23 protein-coding genes and 4 tRNA genes are annotated in these 26,763 nt (G+C 42.7%); 11 read left to right on the top strand and 16 right to left on the bottom strand.

The genetic code is table 11. The features are described 5' to 3' along the window. Positions 1–96 precede the first annotated feature (96 nt). The 8 genes from MY523_RS06625 to MY523_RS06590 all read left to right on the top strand — a co-directional run bounded on the left by MY523_RS06625 (position 97) and on the right by MY523_RS06590 (position 7,729). Positions 97–603 (top strand): FixH family protein, encoded by a 507-nt coding sequence (locus tag MY523_RS06625; RefSeq protein WP_250658006.1) that lies wholly within the window; start codon positions 97–99, stop codon positions 601–603. Then, on the top strand, positions 604–3,027 hold the full coding sequence (locus MY523_RS06620) for a heavy metal translocating P-type ATPase (RefSeq protein ID WP_250658005.1): 2,424 nt from the start codon (positions 604–606) through the stop codon (positions 3,025–3,027). 96 nt (positions 3,028–3,123) lie between these two features. After that, a complete protein-coding gene (gene ccoS, locus MY523_RS06615) occupies positions 3,124–3,342 on the top strand; it encodes a cbb3-type cytochrome oxidase assembly protein CcoS (protein WP_250658004.1) in 219 nt (72 codons plus the stop codon). Between the two features lie 29 nt (positions 3,343–3,371). Beyond that, entirely contained in the window at positions 3,372–4,055 is a 684-nt protein-coding gene (locus tag MY523_RS06610) for a sulfite exporter TauE/SafE family protein (RefSeq protein ID WP_250658003.1), read from the top strand. Between the two features lie 123 nt (positions 4,056–4,178). After that, complete coding sequence (hemN, locus tag MY523_RS06605; RefSeq protein WP_250658002.1) at positions 4,179–5,570, top strand: oxygen-independent coproporphyrinogen III oxidase; 1,392 nt, start codon at positions 4,179–4,181, stop codon at positions 5,568–5,570. A gap of 163 nt (positions 5,571–5,733) precedes the next feature. Further along, positions 5,734–6,264, top strand: coding sequence for a phosphoribosyltransferase family protein (locus MY523_RS06600; protein WP_250658001.1), 531 nt, complete (start codon positions 5,734–5,736; stop codon positions 6,262–6,264). Positions 6,265–6,300: 36 nt separating this feature from the next. Next, on the top strand, positions 6,301–6,882 hold the full coding sequence (locus MY523_RS06595; protein WP_250658000.1) for a Tll0287-like domain-containing protein: 582 nt from the start codon (positions 6,301–6,303) through the stop codon (positions 6,880–6,882). 307 nt (positions 6,883–7,189) lie between these two features. Continuing rightward, positions 7,190–7,729, top strand: a complete 540-nt coding sequence (locus MY523_RS06590; RefSeq protein WP_250657999.1) for a hypothetical protein — start codon at positions 7,190–7,192, stop codon at positions 7,727–7,729. A 27-nt stretch (positions 7,730–7,756) separates the two neighbouring features. On the opposite strand, the gene ttcA is transcribed toward MY523_RS06590, so the two are convergent. Beyond that, positions 7,757–8,605: a tRNA 2-thiocytidine(32) synthetase TtcA gene (gene ttcA, locus MY523_RS06585; RefSeq protein WP_250657998.1), complete on the bottom strand. Its 849-nt coding sequence runs from the start codon at positions 8,603–8,605 to the stop codon at positions 7,757–7,759. A 249-nt stretch (positions 8,606–8,854) separates the two neighbouring features. Here ttcA and MY523_RS06580 point away from each other — a divergent pair, with 249 nt between their 5' ends. Further along, positions 8,855–9,484 carry a TetR/AcrR family transcriptional regulator gene (locus tag MY523_RS06580; protein ID WP_250657997.1) on the top strand — a complete coding sequence of 210 codons (630 nt, stop codon included), beginning with the start codon at positions 8,855–8,857 and terminating at the stop codon, positions 9,482–9,484. An 84-nt stretch (positions 9,485–9,568) separates the two neighbouring features. Here MY523_RS06580 and MY523_RS06575 read toward each other — a convergent pair whose 3' ends face one another. After that, positions 9,569–10,381 (bottom strand): DUF547 domain-containing protein, encoded by an 813-nt coding sequence (locus MY523_RS06575; RefSeq protein WP_250657996.1) that lies wholly within the window; start codon positions 10,379–10,381, stop codon positions 9,569–9,571. 70 nt (positions 10,382–10,451) lie between these two features. Here MY523_RS06575 and MY523_RS06570 point away from each other — a divergent pair, with 70 nt between their 5' ends. Continuing rightward, on the top strand, positions 10,452–11,087 hold the full coding sequence (locus MY523_RS06570) for a DNA-J related domain-containing protein (RefSeq protein ID WP_250657995.1): 636 nt from the start codon (positions 10,452–10,454) through the stop codon (positions 11,085–11,087). Continuing rightward, complete coding sequence (locus MY523_RS06565; RefSeq protein WP_250657994.1) at positions 11,084–12,112, top strand: polysaccharide deacetylase family protein; 1,029 nt, start codon at positions 11,084–11,086, stop codon at positions 12,110–12,112. The genes MY523_RS06570 and MY523_RS06565 overlap by 4 nt, the downstream gene beginning before the upstream one ends. A gap of 39 nt (positions 12,113–12,151) precedes the next feature. Here MY523_RS06565 and MY523_RS06560 read toward each other — a convergent pair whose 3' ends face one another. From MY523_RS06560 to MY523_RS06495, 14 genes are all read right to left on the bottom strand, one after another. Continuing rightward, positions 12,152–13,405 carry a MalM family protein gene (locus MY523_RS06560; RefSeq protein WP_250657993.1) on the bottom strand — a complete coding sequence of 418 codons (1,254 nt, stop codon included), beginning with the start codon at positions 13,403–13,405 and terminating at the stop codon, positions 12,152–12,154. Next, positions 13,405–15,033 (bottom strand): OmpP1/FadL family transporter, encoded by a 1,629-nt coding sequence (locus tag MY523_RS06555; protein ID WP_250657992.1) that lies wholly within the window; start codon positions 15,031–15,033, stop codon positions 13,405–13,407. The genes MY523_RS06560 and MY523_RS06555 overlap by 1 nt, the downstream gene beginning before the upstream one ends. Positions 15,034–15,060: 27 nt before the next feature. Next, entirely contained in the window at positions 15,061–16,071 is a 1,011-nt protein-coding gene (locus MY523_RS06550) for a hypothetical protein (protein ID WP_250657991.1), read from the bottom strand. 54 nt (positions 16,072–16,125) lie between these two features. Next, a complete protein-coding gene (locus MY523_RS06545; RefSeq protein WP_250657990.1) occupies positions 16,126–16,926 on the bottom strand; it encodes a C39 family peptidase in 801 nt (266 codons plus the stop codon). Positions 16,927–17,203: 277 nt separating this feature from the next. Then, on the bottom strand, positions 17,204–19,072 hold the full coding sequence (locus MY523_RS06540) for a SurA N-terminal domain-containing protein (protein WP_250657989.1): 1,869 nt from the start codon (positions 19,070–19,072) through the stop codon (positions 17,204–17,206). Positions 19,073–19,185: 113 nt separating this feature from the next. Further along, positions 19,186–19,458, bottom strand: a complete 273-nt coding sequence (gene hupB / locus MY523_RS06535) for a nucleoid-associated protein HU-beta (protein ID WP_250657988.1) — start codon at positions 19,456–19,458, stop codon at positions 19,186–19,188. A 250-nt stretch (positions 19,459–19,708) separates the two neighbouring features. Beyond that, on the bottom strand, positions 19,709–22,135 hold the full coding sequence (gene lon / locus MY523_RS06530; RefSeq protein WP_250657987.1) for an endopeptidase La: 2,427 nt from the start codon (positions 22,133–22,135) through the stop codon (positions 19,709–19,711). Positions 22,136–22,329: 194 nt separating this feature from the next. Next, positions 22,330–23,613, bottom strand: a complete 1,284-nt coding sequence (gene clpX / locus MY523_RS06525; RefSeq protein ID WP_250657986.1) for an ATP-dependent Clp protease ATP-binding subunit ClpX — start codon at positions 23,611–23,613, stop codon at positions 22,330–22,332. 194 nt (positions 23,614–23,807) lie between these two features. After that, a complete protein-coding gene (gene clpP / locus MY523_RS06520; RefSeq protein ID WP_250657985.1) occupies positions 23,808–24,440 on the bottom strand; it encodes an ATP-dependent Clp endopeptidase proteolytic subunit ClpP in 633 nt (210 codons plus the stop codon). A 142-nt stretch (positions 24,441–24,582) separates the two neighbouring features. Then, positions 24,583–25,893, bottom strand: a complete 1,311-nt coding sequence (gene tig / locus MY523_RS06515) for a trigger factor (protein WP_250657984.1) — start codon at positions 25,891–25,893, stop codon at positions 24,583–24,585. Positions 25,894–26,272: 379 nt separating this feature from the next. Next, positions 26,273–26,357 (bottom strand) — tRNA-Leu (locus MY523_RS06510). A gap of 56 nt (positions 26,358–26,413) precedes the next feature. After that, positions 26,414–26,489: transfer RNA gene (locus MY523_RS06505), tRNA-His, on the bottom strand. A 40-nt stretch (positions 26,490–26,529) separates the two neighbouring features. Next, positions 26,530–26,606, bottom strand: a tRNA-Arg gene (locus MY523_RS06500). Between the two features lie 56 nt (positions 26,607–26,662). Beyond that, positions 26,663–26,739: transfer RNA gene (locus MY523_RS06495), tRNA-Pro, on the bottom strand. Between the last annotated feature and the right edge of the window lie 24 nt (positions 26,740–26,763).

Genomic DNA, 26,763 nt, shown 5'->3' with positions numbered 1-26,763 from the left:
TGGTTTTGACGGATACAATTGAGATAATCCCATATTGAGTGCTGGCACGAATATGTGCCCCTCGATTTCTTTAGTTTTATGTAGAAGCAGCCTGATATGACAAACTTTGATAGAGACACAACACCTTGGTTTAAGCAGTTCTGGCCATGGTTTCTAATCGTAATCCCTTTGGTCACAATTATTTATTGTGCCATTATGATCTATCTCGCAGTTACATCAGAAAACTCCCTTGTCAGTGACAATTATTACAAAGATGGGCTTGCGATAAATCAAAGTCTTGCGATGGACAATAAGGCAAAAGACCTTAATTTGAGTGCTGAACTACGTTTTGGCGAGGCCGGACGAGTCTCTCTCATTCTGGATGGAGACTTACCCACTCAGCCCTCATTCTTAACACTTAAACTGCTTCACCCAACCGTCGATGGCCAGGATATCGAACAAAAACTCCTACCTGAACCAGGGTACGTCTACTCGACTCAACTGGCGACTCCTTTAACTGGCCGTTGGTATGTTGATGTTATTGCGCAGGATTCAAGCTGGAGGTTGAAAGGCCAAACAGCCCTACCAAGCTCCACTCCTACTGTACTCGAATCGGGCTCATAAATGGGACAACATTCAGGGCTCTGCTATCACTGTGGGGAGCCCAATCCCAGTAACTCCGAAATAAGTCTACTTATCTCAGGTGAAGAGCATGCATTCTGCTGTCATGGCTGTAAAGCCGTTGCACAATTAATCTCAGAAAGCGGGATGGAGGGCTTTTATCAGCATAGAAGTCAGCCATCCGTTACCCCTCAGGAAATTGAAGAGACAACACTAAACGAGTTGAGGCTCTATGATAACATTGAGCTGCAAAAAGAGTTTGTCATCCCGGCTTCTTCAACTGATAACAGTCACGCTCGCAATGAAGCAACGCTCATCATAGAGGGCATTACCTGTGCTGCCTGCATATGGTTATTGGAAAAGCACATATCGTCAAAGGTCGGGGTAGACTCTTTTTCGATCAACCATACCACACAGCGAGCAGCTCTGTGCTGGAACCCTGAAGAGATAAAGCTTAGCAATATTCTCATGATGGTGTATCAGCTTGGCTATAAAGCACACCCGTTCAAGCCCAACCTGGAAGAGGAAATTCTAAATAAGGAAAGAAAAAGAGCTATCATCAGGCTCGGAGTAGCTGGCTTTGCAATGATGCAAAACATGATGTTCTCTGTACCACTTTACGTTGGTATGGTCAGCGGAATTTCCGATAACTTTCTCTTGCTGTTCCGCTGGGTTAGCCTTTTAGTAACGACCCCTGTTGTTCTGTACTCAGCACGCCCTTTTTTCCAAGCGGCTCTCAGAGATATAAAAACACGCCATTTGACGATGGATGTTCCTGTCTCGCTTGCAATATCTATTGCCTATATTTCAAGCGTGTTTATAACCATATTTGGCGGAGAAGACGTATATTTCGACTCCGTCGCCATGTTTACTTTTTTCCTTCTACTTGGCCGTTTTTTGGAAAGCCAGGCCCGATTGAAATCAGGTCAATCAATCTCTCAATTAACTAACCTTATTCCCCCATCAGCGATAAAACTTGTTGATGGAGAAGAGGTGGTGATTGCAGCCAAGGATCTCAAGGTAGGAGATATAGTGCGTATAAAGCCTGCCACGCCCATTCCCTCAGACGGGGTCATAACCAAAGGCCAAAGCAGCGTCGACGAATCTGCCTTAACCGGCGAGTTTATGCCTATTGAAAAACACGTCGGAGATATCGTTGTTGGGGGCACCAGCAATGTTGAGAATATGATTGAAGTATCAATTACTGCGGTTGGCCAAAATGCACGGTTGAGCTCTATTATGAGACTCCTGAACCGAGCTCAGGGAGAAAAGCCCAGAACTGCATTGATAGCAGATAAGGTCGCTAGCTACTTTGTTGCCGCAGTACTTGTTATAACAACATCGGTTTTTGTCTATTGGTGGTTACAGGGCTCTCAGGATGCCTTCTCAATTGCACTTTCTGTTCTGGTCGTCACCTGCCCTTGTGCACTGTCTCTTGCAACACCAACGGCGCTCACTGCAGCCACAAACCTGCTACGGTCTAATGGGTTTCTGATTACCAGAGGCCACGTATTAGAGTCCCTGGCGCAGGCCGATGAGCTTATTTTTGATAAAACCGGTACGCTTACTGTTGGGCAAATTGTTATTAGCGACATTGTGCCAAAAGCAAATCTCGATGCCTCAGCGTTACTTTCAATTGCAGCGAGCCTGGAGCAGCATTCAGAGCACCCGATAGCAAAGGCCTTCTCTCGCGATAAAACAACGGTTATTGCCGACGCCATTGTTGCTACCCCCGGAGGAGGCGTCGAAGGCGTCATCGACAACACCACATACAGACTGGGACACGCAAAGTATGCAGCTCAGATAGTCTCCAAGTTAAAATCGCCTTTTATGCCCCCTACTGATGGGCAGTGGCTTGCTCTAACCTCACCTGGCGGCCTTCTTGGCTGGTTTCAGATTGAAGACAGACTAAAAGACGAAAGCAAAGAAGTTATTGGCAACTTAAACGCTCAAGGCTATAGGTGCTCTCTTTTAAGTGGAGACCAGTCCGGCTCAGTCTCATCTACAGCCCAGGAGCTGGGTATTAGCAATGCAATTGGCGGCGCAACACCGGAAGACAAATTGGCATATATGCAGTCAATACAAGCAACAGGTAGCAATGCAGTCATGATAGGCGATGGACTAAATGATGTCCCGGTAATGGCAGGAACCCAGTTATCGATAGCCATGGGTAATGCTAATGACCTAACAAAACTGAAGGCTGATGCCATTCTACTGTCTAACAACCTAAAAACGCTACCACTCGCGCTATGCGTTGGGAAAAAGACTCGGCATATTATCCGCCAGAATATTAGCTGGGCCATAGGGTACAACCTGATTGCTCTGCCTATGGCAGCGGCCGGTATGATACCGCCATACGCTGCGGCTATTGGAATGTCTGCTAGCTCACTCATCGTGGTTTGTAACGCAATGAGACTCAGAAACTAATGCAGCTGTAACCACTGGGCTGAATAAACCGCTGAGTATCTAGCCGCAGCATAATTCGGTATAATTTACCTGCCACTCCCATTTGAGGAAGTTACCGTGGAAATTCTTTACGCGCTGATCCCCTTATCGATTGTTTTAATCACTCTAGCTGTAATGGTGTTTAGCTGGGCAGTAAAAAGCGGCCAATTTGATGATCTTGAGGGGCCTGCACATAGCATTCTTTATGATGATGATAAAGATATGATCCCTCCAACAGAGGAAACTGCTTCCGAGAATGAGCGCCCCCTTAGTGAAGATGAACGTACTTCATCATAGCATTTCAACAGCCCCTGACCTTTATCCATATGGAAAACACGCTCGAACTTAGCACCGCATTCATCATCGGACTTCTTGGTGGCACACACTGCATTGGCATGTGCGGCGGGATAACCGGGGCACTTTCAATGGCAATTCCTACCGGTGAAGGGTACCAGAAACGCCTTATTACAACGCTACTCTTCTATAACACCGGTCGAATTTTTAGCTACTCCCTCGCCGGATTTATTGTTGGGAGCTTTGGCTGGCTACTTGCAGAACAGGGCTCATTTGTATTTTTTGCACTTCGGAATATTGCGGCAGTGTTATTAGTGCTGATGGGGATCTATATCGCCGGATGGGGCAATGGATTGGTCATCATTGAAAAAACAGGAGGTCATTTATGGAAAAGAATTCAACCCCTGTCTAAGAAATTGCTACCAGTTAAGAGTTTAAAAAATGCACTATTGCTGGGGACTCTTTGGGGCTGGCTACCCTGCGGACTGGTATACTCAACACTTGTATGGTCAAGTATGGCGAGCTCCCCTCTTACCTCTGCAATATTAATGGTTGCCTTCGGTCTAGGAACATTACCCGCTATTATGACTACAGGCCTTCTCGCCGAAAGGACATCCTGGCTGATAAAAAGCACCGGTTTTAGATCAGTGTCAGGCGTTTTACTAATAACTTACGGCGTATGGACACTGCCGTATGTCCAATCACTTGCCGCCTAGTGAACAAGTAATAAAATACGCAAAAAGCATCCGTTGATATGTATCAACGACCCATTTATAGATGCCGCTATACTGAGCAGCATACTTTGAACCTATTCCACCCCTATCAGGTTAGCCCTAAGCATGAACAATATCGACAAGTTAATTTGGAATGAAGATCTAATAAGGCGCTATGACCTTTCTGGCCCAAGATACACTTCATACCCTACAGCAGTACAATTCGATGGAGAGTTTGGTGCAAAAGACTGTGTTTCCGCTTCAAATATGTGTAGAGGGAGCTCGGCGCCGCTTTCATTGTATGTGCATATTCCATTTTGCGCTCATGTTTGCTACTACTGTGCATGCAATAAAGTTATCACTAAACATAGAGACCGCGCACAGCCTTACCTGGACAGACTGTATAAGGATATTAAGATGCAGTCTGACCTGTTTGCCGAAAACCGAATTGTCGAGCAACTGCACTGGGGTGGTGGCACTCCAACCTTTATCGCCGACGAGCAGATGCGAGAATTAATGGCAGAGCTTCGGAAAAACTTCCGGTTGCTCGATGATGACAGTGGCGACTACTCTATTGAGATCGATCCGCGAGAAGCCAGCGAAGATACGCTAAGTACATTAAGAGACATTGGCTTTAACAGAATCTCATTAGGTGTTCAGGATTTCAATCCCAAAGTTCAAAAAGCGGTTAATCGTGTCCAATCTGAAGAGGAAACCCGTTTTGTTTTGGAAAAAGGCCGTGAGCTCGGATTTAAGTCGATAAACCTGGATCTGATTTACGGGCTTCCCTTCCAAACGCCGGAAACATTTGCAGAGACAGTAAAACGTGTGCTCGATATGAGCCCGGACAGGCTTTCTGTGTTCAACTACGCACACATGCCTCATCGTTTTATGCCACAACGCAGAATTAACGAAGAAGATTTACCCACTCCTGACCAGAAGCTCGTCATTCTTCACGAAACAATTGAGACACTGCTGAATGCTGGCTATGTCTACATCGGAATGGATCACTTTGCTAAACCAGACGATGAGTTAGCTATTGCTCAAAAGCAAGGTAAACTTCACCGAAACTTCCAGGGTTACACAACCCATAGTGACTGCGACCTTATCAGCATGGGCGTCTCATCGATAAGCCAGGTTGGTCAGTGTTACTATCAAAACCACCACGACCTTGAAGAATACAATAGCGCTATAGATCAAGACTTACTGCCTGTTAAGCGCGGAGTTTGGCTTACTGATGATGACCTGATTCGAAAAGATGCGATTATGCAACTCATCTGCCATTTCAGCCTCGATATGAAAGCATTCGGAGAACAGCATTCATTAGATTTCTCTGAGTACTTTAAGGGCGAGCTGGACAGGCTGTCCCAATACGTAGCTGACAACCTGATAAAAGTTGAAGGCGATACAATCTATGTTCAACCTGGCGGCCGACTGCTTATTCGAGCAATTTGCAAAGTTTTTGATAAATACATCCCTGCAGAAGAAATTCAAAAAGGATACTCTCGAATAATATAGTCTCTCGATGACTGGTAGTGGTTATTGCATTCTGCCTCCACTCCCAGTCATTCCCCCTACCCTTTCCAGTAAGTTGTCCTAAACTTAGCCTATAGACCCAAGATATTTATATCACGCTGCACGCAACTTTCTCATTCATACGATAATGACAATGGTGAGCGCTATGGTATTCGATGATTATCTTATAAAGTCATTAATTACTCGTTTTAATAATTGGCCTGAAGACAATTTAAGCTATTTTGATTTATCAAAAATATCCTCAAACCCAAAAGCATTTAGAATGGTAGTTGATGCTTTAGTGCACAACTATATTGACTCTGATATCAACCATATTGTCGCTATAGAGACGAATGCCCTTCCTTTTGCCTCGGCAGTATCCTATTCGCTAAACTTGCCGTTGTCTTGCATAAGAAAATACAAAAGAACCCCTGAAAGCTGGTATGAAGAAGCACATAAAGGGGTCAATTATGATTCGCTTTATATTAGAGAGCACGAGTGCGCAAGCTCTGACAACGTGCTGCTGTTTGATGATGTTATAGCCACCGGCCAAACAGTGAGCACGGCAACAGCGCTCATCAGGCGTAGCGGGGCCACAATAAATGAAATTTGCTGCATCGTCGCCATTTCAGACTGTGGTGGCGTTTCTCAAGCCCAATCACTTGATTTAAATCTATTTCCACTTATATCAATTTAGTATTATTATATAACCACATATCGATATAGGTGAATCATGTTTACAAAAATGCGAAAAACAAAGTCCTCTACCCTTCTTCTGGTAGCACTATTAACCACCCAAGCTAACGCGTCTGAACGCATCGCCAGCCTTGAAAACCAAAGCAGAGATGCAATCAAATCACTTGCAACCGAGCTAAAATCTGAACTGGTTGCAAAAATGAAAGAAGGAGGCCCTATTGCAGCACTTAAAGTGTGCAATGTGAAAGCTCCAGTAATTACCTCATCCGTTTCGCTCAGCAAAAATCTTGAAGTGAAAAGAACAAGCCTGAAAACAAGAAACCAATCTAATACCCCAGATAAATGGGAACGCGAGATACTGGTCTCGTTTGAAAAACAAAAATTGGCGGGAGCTAACGTCAGTGAACTTGATCAAAGCAGCATAATGAATATAAATGGGCAAAAATATTTTCGCTATATGAAAGCGATACCCACACAAAAACCCTGTTTAGCTTGTCATGGAAAAAATATCGATAAAGCCTTGCGTGAATCAATCGCTGAGCTTTACCCAAACGATCAAGCAACAGGCTTTGATCATGGCGATATAAGAGGTGCTTTCACTGTAAAAATACCGCTCTAGCCCAATTCATATAAACTGAATTAGTTCAGACTAAATCTCACACCTCTCTATGCCCCAAATATAAACGCTCAATTTACTTAATTGTCTGTTTTTTGGCTGGGGCTTCGCCACCTTATTGACAAGCCCTATCACTTACAATCTGTAACAATTAAATTTCACAGACTTCCAGCACCAATAACGTTTAGTACCTATACTAACGTTAACAGTGTGTTAGCGTGCTTTATTAAAAAATATTTTATAAAAGGAAGCTAACTAAATGGCCCAGGATTTGCCTTTTTAGTTTGTAGTTAGTTTAGCGAGCTTTATCATGTCAATAGATGCGCAGAGTTTAAAAGAACAGGTTATTGAGCCAACTCTCAAGTATTTGAACGGGTATACGCCTGCTGCGGTGAATCTACTACTAGGCACTGCAGCGGTTGAAACCCAGCTAAAACCATTAGAGTTTTACAATTCAGGCGTAGAGAAAAGTGGGATAGGCCTGTTTAACATTTCACGTCAGCGCCACATAGATATTTGGGACCAATTTCTTGCATTTGATCCTGATTTAGCAAGCCAGGTTCGAGGGCTTGCTAGCCAAAGAACCTTCTTAACTAACCCTCACACGGAACTTGGTACCAACCTGTCCTACGCCACAGCCATTGCATGGTGTATTTATAAGCGATCAAACCTGATAATAGAAAACGGGGCCACCAAGTCACTTGCCGCCTACTGGAATGAGCATTACCGGCAAGAAGAGTCCGATTACAATCTATACGATTTCCATAAACGCTATAACAGCCTGATTATGGCTACCTCACACCCTATTGAGGGCAGTAAGAATAAGCTTCAGGCTATCGATGCGGCGTAAGCCAGCGTGGAAAGTAACACAACTTCATTATAAGTTGATCACATCCAACTTTTCAAAAGGCTCAATTGGTTCTGCGTGAGTCATGTTATCAAAGTCGTATTTTGAGGTATCAGCAAGGTGCGAGGGAACTACATTTTGGATAGCTCTAAACATATTTTCTAGCCGACCTGGATGCTGCCGATCCCAATCCTGGAACATTGCTTTTATTTTTTTCCTTTGCATGTTCTCTTGCGAACCACAGAGATTGCAAGGAATAATGGGGAAGTCTTTTATGTTTGCATAACGAGCTATGTCTTTTTCCCTGCAATATGCCATCGGACGGATAACAATATTCCGGCCATCGTCGCTCTTTAGCTTTGGTGGCATTGATTTAAGCTTGCCGCCATAAAACATATTCAGAAACAGTGTTTCCAGAATATCATCACGGTGGTGCCCTAGTGCTATTTTCGTCACGCCATGCTCAGCTGCAAAATTATACAGAATGCCGCGCCTAAGCCTTGAGCAAAGCCCGCATGTTGTTTTGCCTTCAGGTATTTTATCTTTAACAATACTGTAAGTGTCTTTTTCTATGATGTGATATTCAATGCCTAACGATGTTAAGTAACCCGGCAAGACAGTATCAGGAAACCCTGGCTGCTTTTGATCGAGATTCACGGCAATAATGTCAAACTGTACTGGAGCCCGTTGCTGCAAGTTCATGAGAATATCGAGCATCGCGTATGAATCCTTACCACCGCTCAAACAGCACATAACTTTATCGCCTTCGCTAATCATATTAAAATCAGCAATGGCCTTCCCTACTTCACGCCGTAACAGCTTTTGTAGTTTGTTTTTCTCTAGCTGCTCTTTTTTGTCTACTTTTACCGCATTCGTCATAACAGTCTATCTACCGCTTATAAGACACAATTTTCAGGCAGCGATTATAAGGCATTTGCTCTATAAACCATAATGCAAAACCAACGGGGTTTATATCGACTCAACCAAATAAAATGTCGCTACTTAATTGATAAACCTATTAATATCGGCTTAAGGTCACACTTTTGCGCAATTTAGCAACGCCCCCTATGTGCAATAAAAATTAAAAGAGATATAATCCTTTTGCTCTAATTCATAAAGGATATAAGGATGATTAAAGAGAACTTAGGGAAGAGAGAGCTAAATCGGATCAACAACAGAAAAGCAATAATTTCTGCTGCACGAGACTGCTTTAGCGAAAAGGGATACGATCAAGTCACCGTTCGGGATATTATTCGACGCACAGGTCTAGCGTCAGGAACTTTCTATAATTATTTTGAAGATAAGCAGTCTATATTTTCAGCCTTACTCTCTGACTATATTGAACGCCTGGGATCTCATCTTCACGAACTTAGAAAGAGCTCAGAAACGCTGGAATCATTCATTCATTCGACCTACCTCGCCGTTTTCACAGCAATTTCCGAAGACCCTGTGGTTTATCAGCTAGCGCACACCAACAATAGAGTCATTCGTGACCTATTCGGGGAAAGTATTATCGGCACTAACATCGCGACACTTGAAAAAGATATCGATGATGCAATAAAACGAGGCGTTATTCCCGAAATTGATTCTCACTTTCTCTCCGCCGCATTCTTTGGCGTGGCTTACGAAATAGGCCTGAGAGTGGCAAATACCTCTATGCCAGACCCAACAATGGCTGCAAAATTTGCAACCGGCTTATTTATGGGTGGAATCAAAGAGATTTCCCAAGCGACCCTACTCTCGGACTCGGTCAGTTAGTACATCGACCAACCGCTTTCCACTTATAGTTCTTTCGCTATAAGTGGAAGGCATACAGACCTCTTTAATAAGGCGTTCTGTGGTTTAGTTAGTATCGTTCAACTGCCAATCATACTCATAATCTACATCTCCCTGAAATGACTTTAACACAGTTGCTTTCGACTTATCTAAATAGTGCGATAGATGCGTTTTTAGCTCCTGAAAACTCCCAAAGTCAACCGAATACCAATCATAGATTTTCGATAAAATTAGCTTATCGCCATAAAACCTTAGAGCCTTATCAGAGTTAATAAACTCCTTTGCAGCGGAGTCCAGCTGCTCATTTAGGTTCAATGAACTAATCGGGCTCAATGGCAAGTTAGGGCAACCAATACTTGCACAATTGACAACATAGTGAATTCTATTGTCATTCCATATAGGCCGTAAAATTCTATGTTCAATGTCATTCAACGAAATACGCTTTCCGGCAATCGTAATAATATCTTGATCCCATGGCCCAAACGAAAAGAAGCCGCCAAGCTTCGTGATACTAGTTGTAGGGTAGTTATCCAAAATCAGATCAATCGTCGTTGAGTTATATAAATTCACCCAATAAGCAAACTGCTCATTGCGATTAAAGTCTCGGGGATCAAGTTGACTAAGGGTCAAAATATACCCCTTTAACTCCCGATGGTCTGATCGGGTAACGCTTGAGTAGTCGACAAGCCTTGTTTCACTTGAAGGCTCAACGAATGACGCATATTTAACCAAAAAACGTTCCCAGGCTTTGTGAGAGATAGTCTCGACACTACCCTCGTTTGATGCGTCCCAGTAAACCCAAAGATCGGCCTTAGGTGCAGATTGAGCCGAGAAAACAATGCATAATGTTAAAATGGTAAACAGCGAAATTTTAGCCATACTAATATCAGCTCCAATTAAATTAATAAACGTCTATACTACACGCTCAACTCTCGGTTAAAGTCATTCGATGCTTGAAAACGATCAAAACTCAGACACTCTTATATTTCAGCTATGCGACACTATAAAGACGGTTATTTTGACTTCATCCAAGCCTACTTTATCGGAGTACGAGCTAATAAAAATGTTGCAGTCTGATCAATATAATACGCTCTCGAAGCTCCGTTTTGATCAATCAGAGCAATTATTTCAGCTTCACTTCCTAATATTCCACTCACTATACAAGCTACAACAAACGCTTCTGGATGAAAAGATTGGTTACCTTGAAATCTCGCCACTTAATATTACGCTCACACCCTATAAAGAAAATGAGTCAAATGAGCTAACGTTTTCTCATAACACTAAGATTGCACAATATTACTTAAACATTGAAAACCTGAAAAACACAACAAAACAAGAAATCGACCAACTCCTATTGTCTTTCTGGAAGACATTTATCAGCCCAGACAAACACTTAGAGTCTCTCAAAGTACTAGAGCTTACTGCCCCTGTTTCTTATGATGAAATAAAAATACAATATAAAAAGCTGGCATCAAAACACCACCCAGACAAAGGGGGAACAAAAGAAAAAGCTCAACAGATCAATCAAGCGATGGCTACATTAAACAGTATCTATAAAAACAGAAATCTAGCGTCTATAAAATGAAACCTCACAATTTAGTTCTTAGCATATTACTTTTTCAGGCGGCTCTCTCAAACGCCGCCGTTGTTCTTCAATATCACCATGTTGATACAGAGACTCCAGACAGCACTAGCACCTCTCCAACGCTGTTCAAAGACCATATAGAGTTCATAGTGAATAATGACTTCAAAGTCACCCCACTGACAGAGATCACCCACAAACTAACTAATAACGAAAAAGTTGAAGATAAGACCGTTGCCATTACATTTGATGACGGCTACATTTCAGTTTATGAAAACGCGTTCCCTATTTTAAAGAAATACGGCATACCCTTTACCGTCTTTGTAAATACTGACCCTATTGAAGCAAACCGACCCACACATATTTCCTGGTCACAACTCAGAGAAATGAAAAACAACGGAGGAACAATAGCAAACCATACTCATAATCATAGTTACCTGATTGAACCCAGGAGTAATGCGAAAGTCCGGGAAAACCATATCATCAATGAAATTAATACTGCGCAGTCAATTATTAACAAGAAGCTAAAACAGGATATTAAGCTGTTTGCATATCCTTATGGGGAGTTTGACAAAACTACAAAGAAAATACTCTCTGAACTGGGGTATATCAGTTTTGGACAGCATTCGGGGGCTATTCCTTCTGAGCCTGATTTTCAGGCTTTGCCCAGGTTCCCTGCTTCGAACCAGTATGGACAATTTCCTCAATTTGCTCAAAAGTTAAACAGCACAGCATTCGAGAATACAACGTTTAAGCCAAATAGCGGTATCGTATATCAAGATAGGAATAACCCTCCAGAATTATTTATCTATGGGGATTCATCTGCAATAAAAAACATCAATTGCTTTGGTTCTTCAGTTGGTAGGTTAGAAAAAGTGAGAGAAAGTGCATCAACATACATGGTAAAAGCGCCAACTCCATTCAACATGCGAAGATTTCGCTATAATTGCACATCACGATCTACCGAAACAGGGCGTTTTAGCTGGATATCTATACCTTGGATCAACCTGTCAGTAAGTAACCAATAACGTATAACGTAGATTGTTAAACCTCTGCGCCCTGCCCAGTTATATTTTCTTAATTTCTAACTCTAAGGAACCAGTTTTTTGGTTTTTAAAATTAATAACTTTACTGCCTCTAATTTGGTTCCTGGTTAACAAGATTTTTTTTGTTGTATTGATAAGAACATAACGTTCCTTATCTACTCCATTTATTTTAAAAAGTCCTTTTAGATAGCCGTGCCGCCGCCAGTTCTCAGGAGAAAACTCCATTGAGGGGTTTCTAATGATCCGAACGACTTCGAAATTATCATCCAGGAAAACAAGTTGAGGGAAAAAAACGCCATTCTTTACGCCTGTTTTGCCGCTACTTTTAACGAATGTTTTGAGACTCAGACTATAGGTTTCCTGGGTGTTGGGTAGTAGAAATAGCTGGAACGGGCTTTTTCCTTCAGCAAAATTGAAGGATTCCGATTTTTTGTCAATTTCAACATAAACAGAGTCTTCAAACGTCAGAGTATCGGGTGATTCTTTTGGCAATTCTTCACAACATTTCTTTGCAAAGGCATCAATAAAGTTTTCTTCTTCCTTACCAAAAAACAACTCCCTTGCGTACTCATCAGCCTGGTTAGCAACACTAACGGTTTTAATCCCGCGTCTGTATTCCTCATATACCGAATATTCAACTATATTCGTCTTTTTTGGTTGAGCTGCCTTGGACGTCATATTTGATACGGCTGGCTGATAAGGCGTATTTCTTACTCTACCCTGCTCATCAGTCCATGTGTAATATGGCAAGTCACTCTGACTTCTAACGCCCCCTTGCTCCAGAAGCAGATCACCATCGACATAATCTTCTTCATTTATGACAATCTTGCGGCTAGAGGGTGTTACTGAATCAGGCTCAGGCTCCAAATCATTAATAGCTCGTTTGTCCGTTGTAGCCACCTCATCAGGCTGTAGAACGAGTTCTTCAGCACCGTTAGTGCTTTCATTTTGGCGGCTAACCTCGAGCTTTTTTGTATCCACTGTGGACGTTGCTTTTTCTTCTACCGAATCTGAATTATTTAATTTCGATGAATAGCTCTCACCATCAATAACCTCTTGGTCAAGCTTTTCCTCTCGTTTATATTTGATTAAGGGGTTATCCTCTTCAGGGATAAGCGTATGATTAACACGCCCCATTTCATCAACCCAAGTGAAATACTTTTCAGCCTGTGCTAAGGGAGAATATAGCGAAGCTATAGAGAGAATAAATATACCCACCATAAACACTGCAAGGTAATGAGCATTTTTGACGGGTATTGATAGAAACTTGATCATCAAAATTTTGTTCTAAACGAAAAACCTAACGAAGCAAACCTCAACGATGTCTTTACATCCAGGCCCGCATAAGGGTTATAAATAATATTCGTAAGGTTATCACAGTTAAGGTTACAACTACCATTTGCAGGAATGTACTCAATGGATTGGAGATAAGAGATGTGAAAATCAACAACACTATCCTTATCCCACTGATAACCTAATCCTGCGCCCCACAGAATTGAGTCACCGAAAACACCTAACAAGCTCCGCTGGTCATCAGGGGTAATAGAGTCTCGGATCTCTGCCCCAAACCTTAAATCAAGACGTGACGTAACGTGATGTTCGAAGCCGATTCCAATATTCCATTCATCCGTCCAGTTAAACGGAAGCGTTAGGGTATTAGATGTTGCGTTTTCAGGTGAAAGAATTTTCGCGGCCCCCAAGAATTCAAGATTCCTGTCAAACTGCAAATGAAGTCCGTCGAAGGTACTCCAGTCATAATAGCCAACATCGGCATTGATGGTTAACTTGGGGTGCACCTTAAGACTTATACCTGACTTAAAGTGCTGAGGATAGGTTAACTTGGAAGAAACATTGCCCGCTTCACGAGGCGCCCCCGAAGGAAGACTTAAAATGGCTGCGCTTATCGCGCCAATAATAGAGCCATTTAAGCTTTGCCAAAAACCTGACCAATCATCAGTATAGTTCAGCTCGAATGTCCCTTTTAAGTTCATATCGGCCTCACTGTAGTAGGATGCCCCCCAGGAAAACCAGTCATTTGGCTCCCACAAGACCCCTAGTGAGTAAGTTGGCGATATTGTTTCCTGGAGATCCAGGCTCATAGCGCCCACGTCATCCCATGGACCAACATTACCACCACATAGCGCGATAAAAGGCGCTAAAGGCTCATTCCCACTTTCACAGTTAAACGCATCCTGTAGTATTTCGGCAACGCCCAACAGCATATTGGGAGCCCTCATCCACTGGTCTGCTGCAATAGCCTGATGTGAGAACTGTACGCCGGCACCAACAGACCACTCGTCATTTATTTCATAACCGACAGTAGGCGAAAGATAGGTAACCCGTTGCATAGCGGTTGCCTTAGGCATATATTTCCCGGGGTCGCCTTCGTCCCGGTAAAAACCAGCGAACATAGGCATATAAAACGCATTACCAAAAGTAAATTTCGAACCAGGGGCATTAATGGAGAAACCCATGGTAGGTAAAACACCGGGGCCTCTTGGCAGCTTCTGTAAGCCATAACCAGGCAAATAAACCGCTACTGTGTTGGTATGGCTGTGGTTATTTGCAGCCCAATCTTTCTGCTGTCCCGTAACCGGGTCAATAGCCAAGCCATCAATGCCAAAAATTTCATACCCCGGAGGCGCAATGAAGTCGGCATCAATGTCCATATAGGCATTCAACAAATTAAACTGGAATTGACGCCCTTTAACTTTTGATAAACCAGCTGGATTGTACTGAATTGCAAATACTCCGGGGGTATCTGCAGTAACCGCATTACCAAGCGACATTGCCTTGGAAGGCCCAGTCAAGTTAGTTGTCATTTGGGCCATTACTGGCATGCCCAAGCTACACAATGCAATAGCTTGCACCAATTTGTAGCCGCTACGTCTAATACTTTTCATTAGCAACTTCTCATCCCAATTAGTTTGTTATTCGTCCTTTAAACCCGCTAGATTAATAGGCAAGGAGAAGCCTATAAGGACATCGGGAGAGTCTTCTGTTAACCCGAAACCAACATTAGTATTGATGATTGTTTTTTCACTAATTCGATTACCGAGTGAGAAGTTGAGTATGCTACTTACCTGATCCTGCGCTTTGGCTGCTGTGCCATCGCTAAAATGAAGAATGGTTTCGTCTGAATAACTAATTTGCACTGACGCGCTCAAAGAGGTGTCATAAGAAAGCGAGTAGGAATACCCGCCAGATAGAGACAGACTGATTCCTGGTTCAACACTTCTAAGTAACCTAGCTCCTCGAACCTGGTTCAAGTCCTCCTGCTCAAAATTATAGGTCATACTCAGCGAGCCAAATAGCACAACAGGATCAATAACTTTGGAAGTACTAACACCACCAGAAACCGAATAGTAACCACTGCCCGAAGAAAGCTCACGGTTCACGTCGATCTCGTAGGGGCTAACACCTGTTTTTGTTTTTACAGAACTAAACAGTGTAATCGATGGTTTTCCAGGAACATAAGCCAATGGCTGCCAACGCAGTGTAAAACTGATGTCTCCAAGATCAGTATTTGACAGCTCATCTTGAGTATCAAACTTTGACGATAGCGGAACCCTTGCACTAACAGTCAAGTTATTGAGCAGTCCGTAGTCGTACGAAAAAGAGTTAGTAAATGTGTGGGTCGCTGCAGGGGTGACGTCAAGGTTCCGCACAGAGTTGTTCACGATTTCGATATCAAACCTTTGATCACCAAAATAGCTATAGTCAAAACTATAGCTCATGGACTGCTTGCCCTTTTTTAACAGAGAGTAGTTTTTCTCTGCTGCCTGAAAAACCTCCTCGAGCTGTTTAGCAGAGTCTGAGTCCCCTTCTTGTTTAGTTAAAGCTTCCCTGGCTTTATCAACGCTTGATTTTTCTTCAGCGTAAACTTCTGAAGCGAGTATTGACACAAATAAGAAAGAGCATGGTACTACCCAACGGTTCATTCCTGATCCCTTTTATTAGTAATTAGTTATTGTGAGTATGTGTATTATTAGAATTTATTGTCTTTTGTAATGCAGGTGCTTCACAGTATTGTCAACTGAGCCATCGGGATTGTTCTTCTGACGCTCAAGCTCGTTTTGTATCTTAAACTCCAACGCTTCGTTGAAGTCTGGAAATTGCTGAAAAGCAAGATAGGTAATCGTCTGATCATCGATATGCCTAAGATCTTCTTCCCTGAGCTCCAGAGCATCTATAGGCTTTGAGTTCCCCGGGAACACCACAAACAGCACGTTCTGATCCCACTTTTCTTTAAATCGCTCTACTGTGAACGTTATATTCCCTTGAGATGGGTCGGCTATGTATACCCTGCCATTTTTTATAGTTCTCACCACTACGAAGTGCTTAAAGCCAGCATGATGAATTGGCACAATTGCAGGGTGATCAAGCTCTTCCAAGTCTTCAATTTCAGCCTTAAACCCTCCAGCCGGATACCCCAAGGCCGACACAAGGCGTTTCATATCTAACATAGAAAAGCCTCTTCGCTCGACAATCCTTTCACTTTCTCCGTAATGTAGCAGCCCTTCCATAACCTGCCTTTCCTGGAACTTACGCCCCAAATAGAACTCAAGAACAGTAGTCAACGCTGCGGACCCGCAACTATAGTCGTATGCTTGGCGAGTTATATTTCTAAACCGTAACTCTGAGAGAGGCTCAACGACTACCCGTTCTTGAACGAAGGTTGATTCATTATTAATAGAGCGCTCATATATTACCAATCCCTTTTTATGAGGTTCGATAACACTAGCCTCTTGAACCATGGTAAACGCTAAGACAGAGCCGACAAGTACAAGAATCATAAGATTCGAGATTCCTTTTGTTTAAAATTATTAGTTAACTTTTCTTATTATATTTCTATTAGTTTTACCCATTTACCTTAGTAACTTGCTGTTACTTAAAGATACATTATTTATGGCGTAGTTAAAGATAACCAGTACACAAAAAGTTATGGGTGTACTCTCGTAACGTGAAGAAGGTCTCGCTATTGGTACTATTAAACCGTTAATTGCGTGTTCAACTATACACTGGGCAAAAAAAACGAGGCGCTACGGCCTCGTTTCCTGTGGAGCAACAATGCTATATCTTTTCTATATCCGCTTTAGACTTAAGCGAAGTTTGATATATCTGATACTCCGCATTGCCAAGACCGCTGCCTACAACTTTTTCGATGGTTTTACGCTCCTGAGGCTCTAGCTCATCAGCGCTCGGAACGTTTACACCATCTAACTTAACGATATAGTAATCGCCATTTATTTCTGTACCAGCAACGGGGGCTTCATCCTTCGAATTTGGCATTGAAAAAACCAGCTTAATTAGCTCTGGAGATATTGCCACCTCATTTCTTTTTACATCACTAAATGACTCCCACACCACATCATCTTTAACAGTACTGCCGGATCTTAAGTTTTCGACGATGCGTTGTGCTTCTTCAGTCGCTTTTGCTGTTGCTTTTTGAGACTTAAGTCTATCCAAAATATCGACCTTAACCGTTTCCAACGCTTTCTGAGCTGAGGGGTAATGATTTGCTACCCTCAATACAATGACACTGTCGTTGCTAATTTCTATTAAGTCACTGTTGTTTCTTTCTTCAAGCACTTCGGGCGAAAAAAGAGATTTTTTTACCTTTGGGTTTGCGAATATTCCTTCCGTAGAAAAAGTCGTCACTTTTTTCAGTGATTGAACCTCAAGACCAAGCTCTTCCGCTGGTTCAGAAAGGTCTGATGACGAATAACTCAAGTCAGCCAAGTTTTCAGACAGCTCTACATACAATGCCTCAGCCTTTTCAGACTTTGCGTCAGCTTCAAGGGAATACTTCATTTCCTCAAATGTTGGAATCTCCTGCACCTGAACTTCGTGTAACTTAATTAAGTGGTATCCGTATTCCGTTAGTACAGGCTTAGAGACATCCCCCTCTGATAAAGCAAAAAGAGCCTCATCAAACTCAGGAAGGAAAGCACCTTTAGCCGTAAATCCTAAGCTACCACCTTGGGCAGCTGAACCAACATCGTCGGAATACTCTTTCGCCAGAGCTTCAAATGATTCACCAGCTGCAAGTTTTTCGCTAATCTCTTGTATTTTTTGTTTTGCCTGGGAGTCGCTAACCTGATCATTGATTTCTATCAGAATGTGCGATGCATTCCGCTCTTCGGCGGCCTCAAAGTCTTCCAGCTCCTGCTCGTAAAGCTTAGTCAGCTCAGACTCGGAAACCTCGATACGATCAAGCAGCGCACTCTTATCCAGTTGCACAAATTCAGCATCTACAGATTCAGGTGTCGTATAATCGCTCTTATTTGCTTCATAAAATTCTGTTATCTCGCTATCATCAACAGTTACATCATCGAGATAGCTCTCGCTCATCAGCTTAGCGACCGAATAGCTCCGCGTCTGCCTATCTATTTCTATAACCCGATTAAATTCGTTGTCAAGTATAAATGACGAAGCGACAATGGCGTTTCTAGGCTGAGAAATCAAGACCTCCTTTTTAATGGAGTCCTTAAACATGTTCGTTGTCATTCCAAAGTTTCTAATAGATGCCAAAAAGAGATCGTTATTGAACTGTCCGTCCAATTTAAACTGATTAATTCCTGTAATAAGCCCATCAATAGCAGAACTTGAAATATATACACCTTGCTCAAGTGCATCCTGTAGCAGAATTTCCTGATCAATTAAGCCTTCCAGCACAGACTTTTTAAGTAACTGATCATCAATGAGCGTCGGGTCTGCATTTTCGCCCATTTGCCCCAGAATTTGGCGCCGTTTTATATCAACAGCTCTTAAAAATTCTATTTCTTTAATTTCATTACCATTAACAACTGCGACCTCAGGTTCACCGCCAAAACCACCAACAATAGAGTCAACCCCAAATAAGGCAAACGTTAATACTATAAGCCCGACAATCACTTTCGCGACCGTACTCTGAGCGTTATCTCTTATATCCTGAAGCATGGCTCCCCCGACAGCTATATTCTTATAAATTGGATCGATATTTCTTTTCTATTCAAATTAAAAAGGCGCACTCCAAAGAATGCGCCTTTTATATTGACTACTAAAAGAACTGCTTAGTTCACAGCATCCTTTAGCGCCTTACCTGCTTTAAAGCTAGGCACTTTAGCAGCAGCAATTTGAATTTCGGCACCAGTCTGAGGATTACGACCTGTACGAGCAGCACGATCCTTAACAGAAAAAGTTCCAAAACCGATTAATGTAACCTGATCTCCATCCTTAAGAGCAGTTGTAACAGACTCAGTCATTGCATCTAATGCACGACCCGCTGCAGCCTTAGAAATATCTGCTGATGCAGCAATTGCGTCAATAAGTTCAGACTTGTTCACACTTAACCCCTTTTTTTATATCTTAATTAACAGAAAATCGAATTAGAAAAACCGTACCACTCCAACGGCAAATATCGCAGCAGGAATATTAAATTATACGTATTTATTTCAGTTTAAAGTTTCTACTATTTCTATTTGATATTTTTAACAGAAACAATTTCGAATGAGCCCCCGAGGCCTTATTTTGGCTGCTTAACGGCGTTTTATTTTATACCAACTTGTAGAAAGGCATGTCAAGCAGCCAAAGCACCTAATGTGTATTTATTCGCTCGTTTCCCTCTAAATCCTCATCAGTTCCACCGTCTTTCGGTTTATGAGCACTTTTTTCAACTGAGAGTGGCTCTGGCTGATAAGCTAGCGCAACATCTAATACTTCATCAATCCACTTCACAGGAATGACATTTAGCGATTCTTTTATATTATCAGGAATCTCTTTTAAGTCTTTCTTATTCTCATCAGGAATAACAACTGTTTTAATACCCCCACGATGAGCGGCCAGTAATTTTTCTTTAAGCCCTCCAATTGCCAACACTTGACCTCGCAGCGTTATCTCTCCTGTCATGGCAACCTCTGACTTAACCGGCACACCTGTTAGAGAAGAAACCAGCGCGGTACACATAGCAATACCGGCACTGGGCCCATCCTTGGGAGTAGCCCCTTCGGGTACGTGGATATGTATATCATTTTTTTCATGAAACTCTTCTTCTATACCCAACGCCATCGAACGGCTTCTAACGACTGTTAAAGCTGCCTGAATGGACTCTTGCATAACATCCCCAAGCGACCCAGTCTTAATCGTTTTACCCTTCCCCTTAACCGATGTGCACTCGATGGTAAGGAGCTCTCCACCAACTTGTGTCCAGGCTAAACCGGTTACCTGGCCAACGCTATCTTCTTCGTCAGCTACACCATAACTGAACTTACGAACACCTGAGTAGTGCTCGAGATTATCTGTAGTAACTTCAATCAGCTCATTGCTATGTCTTAACGTATTCTCTTTAACGACCTTCCTGCAAACCTTCGCAATTTCACGCTCCAACCCCCGCACACCGGCCTCACGGGTGTAGTAACGTATAATCTCTTTTACTGCTTGCTCACTAATAGAAATCTCATCACTTTTCAGGCCATTGTTCTCTTGTTGTTTTGGAATGAGATACCGTTGTGCAATGTTGACTTTTTCGTCCTCGGTATAACCTGGAATTCGAATAATTTCCATTCGGTCAAGAAGCGCAGAGGGGATATTCATTGAATTCGACGTACAGACAAACATCACATCCGAAAGGTCATAATCAACCTCAAGATAATGATCATTAAATGTGTGATTCTGCTCCGGATCCAACACTTCAAGCAGCGCAGACGCTGGGTCTCCCCTTTGATCCATACCCATCTTGTCGATTTCATCAAGCAGGAACAAAGGGTTTTTAACCCCTGCTTTTGAGATTTTCTGAACCAGCTTCCCAGGCATAGACCCGATATAGGTCCTTCGATGCCCCCTAATCTCTGCCTCATCTCTAACCCCGCCTAACGCCATGCGGGTATACTTCCGGTTTGTCGCTTTTGCGATAGACTGGCCCAATGAAGTTTTACCAACCCCTGGTGGGCCTACGAGACATAGCACAGGCCCCTTGAGCTTCTTAACGCGACTCTGGACTGCCAGATACTCTAGAATACGATCTTTTACTTCTTCAAGACCATAGTGGTCAGCATCAAGAATTTCTCGCGCTTTATCAATATCATGACGAACTTTGCTGCGTTTTTTCCAGGGAAGTCCGACCAACCAATCCACATACCCACGAACTACTGTAGCCTCGGCAGACATAGGTGACATCATTTTAAGCTTATTTAACTCTGATTCCGCCTTCTCTTTTGCTTCAGCGGTCATCCCCGAGGAGGCAATCTTCTGTTCAATATCATCAAATTCATTGCCAGAGTCACCCAATGCGCCCATTTCTTTTTGAATGGCTTTCATTTGCTCATTGAGGTAATACTCTCGCTGACTCTTTTCCATCTGCTTCTTAACACGGCCGCGAATTCTTTTCTCTACCTTAATTAGATCAAGCTCACCTTCAATCCTGGCAAGTAAAAGCTCAACACGGTCTGTAATATTAAGCTCTTCTAATAGCTCCTGCTTTTCAGGAATTTTGAGCTCAAGGTGCGCAGCAATTGTATCCACTAACCTGCCAGGATCAGTAATACTGGAAAGCGATGAACTAATTTCTGATGGTATTTTTTTACTAAGTTTTCCGTACTGCTCAAACTGACCAGACAACGTTCTTAGCAAGGCGCTAGAGTCTTCCTCTGATAGCTCAGTTTCATCTAACTCTGTAATGTCAGCGGTATAGAAAGCCTCTTCTTTAATAGAGTTTATTTGAGCCCTTGCACCACCCTCAACCAACACTTTAACCGTACCATCAGGCAGCTTGAGCATTTGTAAAATAGTCGAGATAGTACCAATACTGAAGACATCATCTTGTCTGGGGTCATCTTCACCAGCATCTTTTTGCGCAACCAGAAGTATTTGTTTATCGCCCTGCATTGCAAACTCTAAAGCCTCGATAGACTTTTCACGACCAACAAATAGAGGTATTACCATGTGAGGGAAAACCACCACATCTCTCAACGGCAAAACGGGTAGCTCTGAGCTAGTTTGAGTCACTGGATTATCAATATCTGTCATAGATGTCCCCTGGACGACTTATTATTTGGCAAATTCCACACTTTGAAACCTAGATGGGGGCAAAGATGGAGATTACAACTATAAAATTTTGCAGAAGCTTAGTTTAACTATAGACCGACTAATCATTCACACACGCAAAGTTTTTATCCGCCACAAAAAAAGGGCCAAACGGCCCTTTTTGTTTAATGAGATCTCTAATCATCAGGAACAGCTTTAGGCTGATCTGTATTCTCATATATTTTTATTGGATCAGAGTCTCCTTTAATCACACTCTCATCAATAACAACTTTTGAAACACCGACTTCCGAAGGTATATGGTACATCGTATCAAGAAGCACATTTTCCAAAATTGAGCGAAGACCACGCGCTCCCGTTTTACGCTCCATAGCTTTCTTAGCAACAGCACGCAAAGCATCCTCGCGAAAGTCGACTTCAACACCCTCCATTTCAAACAGCTTATGATACTGCTTGGTGAGAGAGTTCTTGGGTTCAGTTAGAATCTCAATGAGTGCATCTTCGTCCAGTTCGGTCAACGTAGCAACAACCGGAAGACGCCCAACAAACTCAGGAATAAGACCATACCTGACCAAATCTTCAGTCTCAACGTCTTTAAGCGTGTCTCCCACACTCTTAACGTCATCCTTTCCTTTAACTACCGCAGAAAAGCCAATACTACTCTTTTCAGAACGGTCACTTATAACGCGATCAAGCCCGGCAAACGCACCACCACAAATAAACAATATATTTGAAGTATCAACTTGCAAAAATTCCTGCTGAGGGTGCTTCCGCCCGCCCTGAGGTGGCACAGACGCAACAGTGCCCTCAATCAACTTCAATAGCGCTTGCTGCACTCCTTCCCCAGAGACATCCCTGGTTATTGAAGGGTTATCAGACTTGCGAGATATTTTATCGATCTCATCTATATAAACGATACCTCTCTGCGCCTTCTCAACATCATAGTCACACTTTTGAAGTAACTTTTGTATGATATTCTCGACATCCTCACCGACATAACCTGCTTCAGTCAGCGTTGTCGCATCAGCAATCGTAAATGGCACATTTAGTAGCCTGGCTAGAGTTTCTGCCAGCAACGTCTTACCAGAACCTGTCGGGCCGATAAGCAAGATATTACTTTTTCCAAGCTCAATATCAGACTTCTTATCATCGAATCGCAATCGCTTATAATGATTGTAAACGGCTACAGAGAGAACCACCTTCGCACGATCCTGCCCGATAACATAATCATCAAGTGTTGTTTTGATTTCCTGTGGAGCTGGGAGACGATCACTGGTCTCTTCAGTGCTACTCTCCTGAATCTCTTCACGAATAATATCGTTACAAAGATCCACGCATTCGTCGCATATAAAAACAGAAGGTCCAGCAATTAGCTTTCTGACCTCATGCTGACTTTTTCCACAAAAAGAACAGTAAAGCAATTTACCGTTGTCTTCGCCTTTACCGTTTTTATCGTCAGCCATTCGACTACCTCTAAATTCGCTTTTTGCCTTAGGCTCATAACTTAAGAACGGATTCTATAAGTCCCAATACACTAAAACAAAACCATTATTCTTAGACTGTTAAGAGCACTTTACTCAAATAACAATTCACATAACCAAAATACTTGCGCAACTATATAAATGCAAGCGATCTATACCATCTAGTATTGGCTACACTAACCTCTTTTTTCAAGTACGGAATCAATCAAACCGTATTCAACTGCCGCATTTCCATCCATAAAGTTATCGCGATCAGTATCTTTCGCAATTGTCTCCATGTCTTGACCTGTATGGCCAGCCAACACGCGATTTAGCTTCTCACGAATGGTCAATATTTCTTTCGTGTGTATTTCGATATCAGTAGCTTGCCCCTGATACCCGCCCAAAGGCTGGTGAATCATCATTCTTGAGTGCGGAAGGCAGTAGCGCTTACCTTTTGCTCCACCAGTCAACAATAAAGCCCCCATGCTGGCTGCCTGGCCTATACACATAGTTGACACGTCCGGCTTGATAAACTGCATAGTATCATAAATTGACATTCCTGCCGTTACTGAGCCACCTGGAGAGTTTATGTATAAATGAATGTCTTTGTCGGGGTTTTCGGACTCAAGGAATAGTAACTGAGCAACCACTAAGTTAGCCATATGATCTTCCACCTGACCAACCAAAAAAATAACCCGCTCTTTTAGCAGGCGGGAATAGATATCAAAAGAACGCTCTCCTCTTGCAGTTTGCTCAATCACCATTGGCACTAAGCCACTGCTAGTGATAATACTTGAACCGTCCCCGATAATCTTTTGATTACTCATATTTTTATAATTCCCTCAAATGACACAAAAAAAGAAAAATACCGTACCCTAAACATAAAACAGCCGGTTTTCGGCCGGCTGTTTTTATTTTAGCTAAATTTAAAAAATATTCAGCTTTTTCTTTGCTAGTTTCAGATTTCTATTAAGCAACTGGCTGTGCAGCAGGCTTAACAGCATCTTCATAGCTCACTTTCTTGTCTTTGACACTCGCCTTATCCAACACAAGCTCTACAACCTGGTCTTCCAAAACGACTGACTCGATTTGAGCCATCTGCTCCTGATTACCCTTATAGTACTCAATCACCTGCTCTGGATCTTGATACGTGCTAGCTATTTGAGCTATTTTTTCATCTACCTTTTCAGCATTAACGCTAATGTCATTAGCCTTAACAATCGCAGAGAAAATTAACCCCGTCCTAACACGCTTCTCGGCTTGATCTTTAAATAGCTCAGCAGGAAGATCCGCCGCCTTCATCTGACCACCGCCAAACTGACGCACAGCATCTTCACGCATGCGATCAATTTCCTGATCAACCATCGTACCTGGAACATCAAACTCATTTATTTCTACTAACTGGTCAACGATTTGCTGCTTAACCTTGTTATTGACAGCCTGAGCCAGTTCACGCTCCATGTTTTTAAGTATTTCTGCGGTAAACTTCTCTTCATCTGCGTCTTCAATGCCATACTTTGAGAAAAACTCTTGATTCATTTCTGGAAGAATCATCTCTTCGTTAGCTTTAACGGTTACAGCGAACTGAGCTGCCTTACCGGCAAGTTCCTTATTCTGGTAGTCTTCAGGGAACGTTACGTCAAGCGTAAGCTCTTCACCAGGCTTGGAACCGATCAACCCATCCTCGAAGCCAGGAATCATCTGACCCGACCCTAGTGTTACTTTAGAGTCTTCCGCACTACCACCAGCAAACTCCTCGCCATCGATCGTCCCCTTAAAATCAATAGTCAGTACGTCTTTCTTCTTAGCCTTACGCTTAACAGACTTCGGAGTAGCATGCTGACGACGCAAAACATCGATCATATTTTTGATGTCAGTTTTCTTAATTTCAGCAGTTTCGCGCTCGATTGAAATGCCCGACATATCGGCTGGTTCAAACTCTGGATATACATCAAACACCGCTACAAACTCAAGATCCTTTCCGTCTTCTACAGACTTGGTCTCAAATTTCGGGTAGCCAGCAGGGGTGATTTTTTCTTCTGCCAACGCTTCTACATAAGCATTGCGCATCACTTCACCAAGAACCTCTTGACGAACACCTTGCCCATAACGCTTCTTAACAACATTAAAAGGCACTTTGCCTGGGCGAAAGCCATTAATCTTAACAGTTTTAGCAGTCTGCTGTAGACGCTTTTGCACTTCGCTTTCTACCTGCTCCGCAGGAACACCGATAGTCATGCGACGTTCGATTGAAGACGTCGTTTCAACGGAAACTTGCATGGAAGATCCTCGAATCTAATTTCTAATTATTACTTAAAAGGTAAAGCCTAGCCTCACCACCCTCATAAAGGCTAATGAGATCACGACCAAACACCCAATGCTAAAATATATGACAATATACTCTACACATCTGGAACCGTTAATTAGAAGTCTAATTAACAGGAAACCGAAAAACTCGGTAATGCACTGACTGCGATTTCGCTAAACCACGTATGATAAAACAGGGAATTATATTTTATATTCCTGCCCAGATACAACCTAAAACACACAGAAATAGGCACAACAGTACGATTGAATCACACCAATAAACAAGTCAATTTTTTAGATTAAATCGAGCTGAGCGCTCTGAGAACTTTCTGAAGGATCACCACTTAAAACGTGGTGCGAAAGGAGAGACTCGAACTCTCACATCTTGCGATACTGGAACCTAAATCCAGCGCGTCTACCAATTCCGCCACTTTCGCATTTTTTAACTATACACTATTTACCAACCTTAGAATACCCTTAGATATTAGAAAGTTGGGGTGGGCGACGGGGATCGAACCCGCGACCGCAGGAATCACAATCCTGAGCTCTACCAACTGAGCTACGCCCACCATCACTTGTATTGAATCTTTCTCTGCCAGCTACCTAATATGGCGCGCCCGGCAGGATTCGAACCTGCGACCCACGGCTTAGAAGGCCGTTGCTCTATCCAGCTGAGCTACGGGCGCATAGATCCCGATCCAACAAGACACAAAAACCACAACCAGCCATAAAACAAACTAATTGGTCGGGGTAGAGAGATTCGAACTCCCGACATCCTGCTCCCAAAGCAGGCGCGCTACCAGACTGCGCTATACCCCGTCTCGTTCTTCTGTGTCTCAACAA

This window comes from Alkalimarinus coralli, assembly GCF_023650515.1.
Lineage (GTDB): Bacteria > Pseudomonadota > Gammaproteobacteria > Pseudomonadales > Oleiphilaceae > Alkalimarinus > Alkalimarinus coralli.
The sequence above is the reverse complement of the archived record's forward strand: the minus strand, read 5'-3'. Positions and strand labels throughout refer to the sequence as shown.

Bases quoted from the DNA above. Each gene is read 5' to 3' on its own strand.
- MY523_RS06625 (WP_250658006.1), top strand. From the start codon at position 97: ATGACAAACTTTGATAGAGACACAACACCTTGGTTTAAGCAGTTCTGG.
- MY523_RS06620 (WP_250658005.1), top strand. From the start codon at position 604: ATGGGACAACATTCAGGGCTCTGCTATCACTGTGGGGAGCCCAATCCC.
- MY523_RS06610 (WP_250658003.1), top strand. From the start codon at position 3,372: ATGGAAAACACGCTCGAACTTAGCACCGCATTCATCATCGGACTTCTT.
- hemN (WP_250658002.1), top strand. From the start codon at position 4,179: ATGAACAATATCGACAAGTTAATTTGGAATGAAGATCTAATAAGGCGC.
- MY523_RS06600 (WP_250658001.1), top strand. From the start codon at position 5,734: ATGGTATTCGATGATTATCTTATAAAGTCATTAATTACTCGTTTTAAT.
- MY523_RS06595 (WP_250658000.1), top strand. From the start codon at position 6,301: ATGTTTACAAAAATGCGAAAAACAAAGTCCTCTACCCTTCTTCTGGTA.
- MY523_RS06590 (WP_250657999.1), top strand. From the start codon at position 7,190: ATGTCAATAGATGCGCAGAGTTTAAAAGAACAGGTTATTGAGCCAACT.
- ttcA (WP_250657998.1), bottom strand. From the start codon at position 8,605: ATGACGAATGCGGTAAAAGTAGACAAAAAAGAGCAGCTAGAGAAAAAC.
- MY523_RS06580 (WP_250657997.1), top strand. From the start codon at position 8,855: ATGATTAAAGAGAACTTAGGGAAGAGAGAGCTAAATCGGATCAACAAC.
- MY523_RS06575 (WP_250657996.1), bottom strand. From the start codon at position 10,381: ATGGCTAAAATTTCGCTGTTTACCATTTTAACATTATGCATTGTTTTC.
- MY523_RS06570 (WP_250657995.1), top strand. From the start codon at position 10,452: ATGCTTGAAAACGATCAAAACTCAGACACTCTTATATTTCAGCTATGC.
- MY523_RS06565 (WP_250657994.1), top strand. From the start codon at position 11,084: ATGAAACCTCACAATTTAGTTCTTAGCATATTACTTTTTCAGGCGGCT.
- MY523_RS06560 (WP_250657993.1), bottom strand. From the start codon at position 13,405: ATGATCAAGTTTCTATCAATACCCGTCAAAAATGCTCATTACCTTGCA.
- MY523_RS06555 (WP_250657992.1), bottom strand. From the start codon at position 15,033: ATGAAAAGTATTAGACGTAGCGGCTACAAATTGGTGCAAGCTATTGCA.
- MY523_RS06550 (WP_250657991.1), bottom strand. From the start codon at position 16,071: ATGAACCGTTGGGTAGTACCATGCTCTTTCTTATTTGTGTCAATACTC.
- MY523_RS06545 (WP_250657990.1), bottom strand. From the start codon at position 16,926: ATGATTCTTGTACTTGTCGGCTCTGTCTTAGCGTTTACCATGGTTCAA.
- MY523_RS06540 (WP_250657989.1), bottom strand. From the start codon at position 19,072: ATGCTTCAGGATATAAGAGATAACGCTCAGAGTACGGTCGCGAAAGTG.
- lon (WP_250657987.1), bottom strand. From the start codon at position 22,135: ATGACAGATATTGATAATCCAGTGACTCAAACTAGCTCAGAGCTACCC.
- clpX (WP_250657986.1), bottom strand. From the start codon at position 23,613: ATGGCTGACGATAAAAACGGTAAAGGCGAAGACAACGGTAAATTGCTT.
- clpP (WP_250657985.1), bottom strand. From the start codon at position 24,440: ATGAGTAATCAAAAGATTATCGGGGACGGTTCAAGTATTATCACTAGC.
- tig (WP_250657984.1), bottom strand. From the start codon at position 25,893: ATGCAAGTTTCCGTTGAAACGACGTCTTCAATCGAACGTCGCATGACT.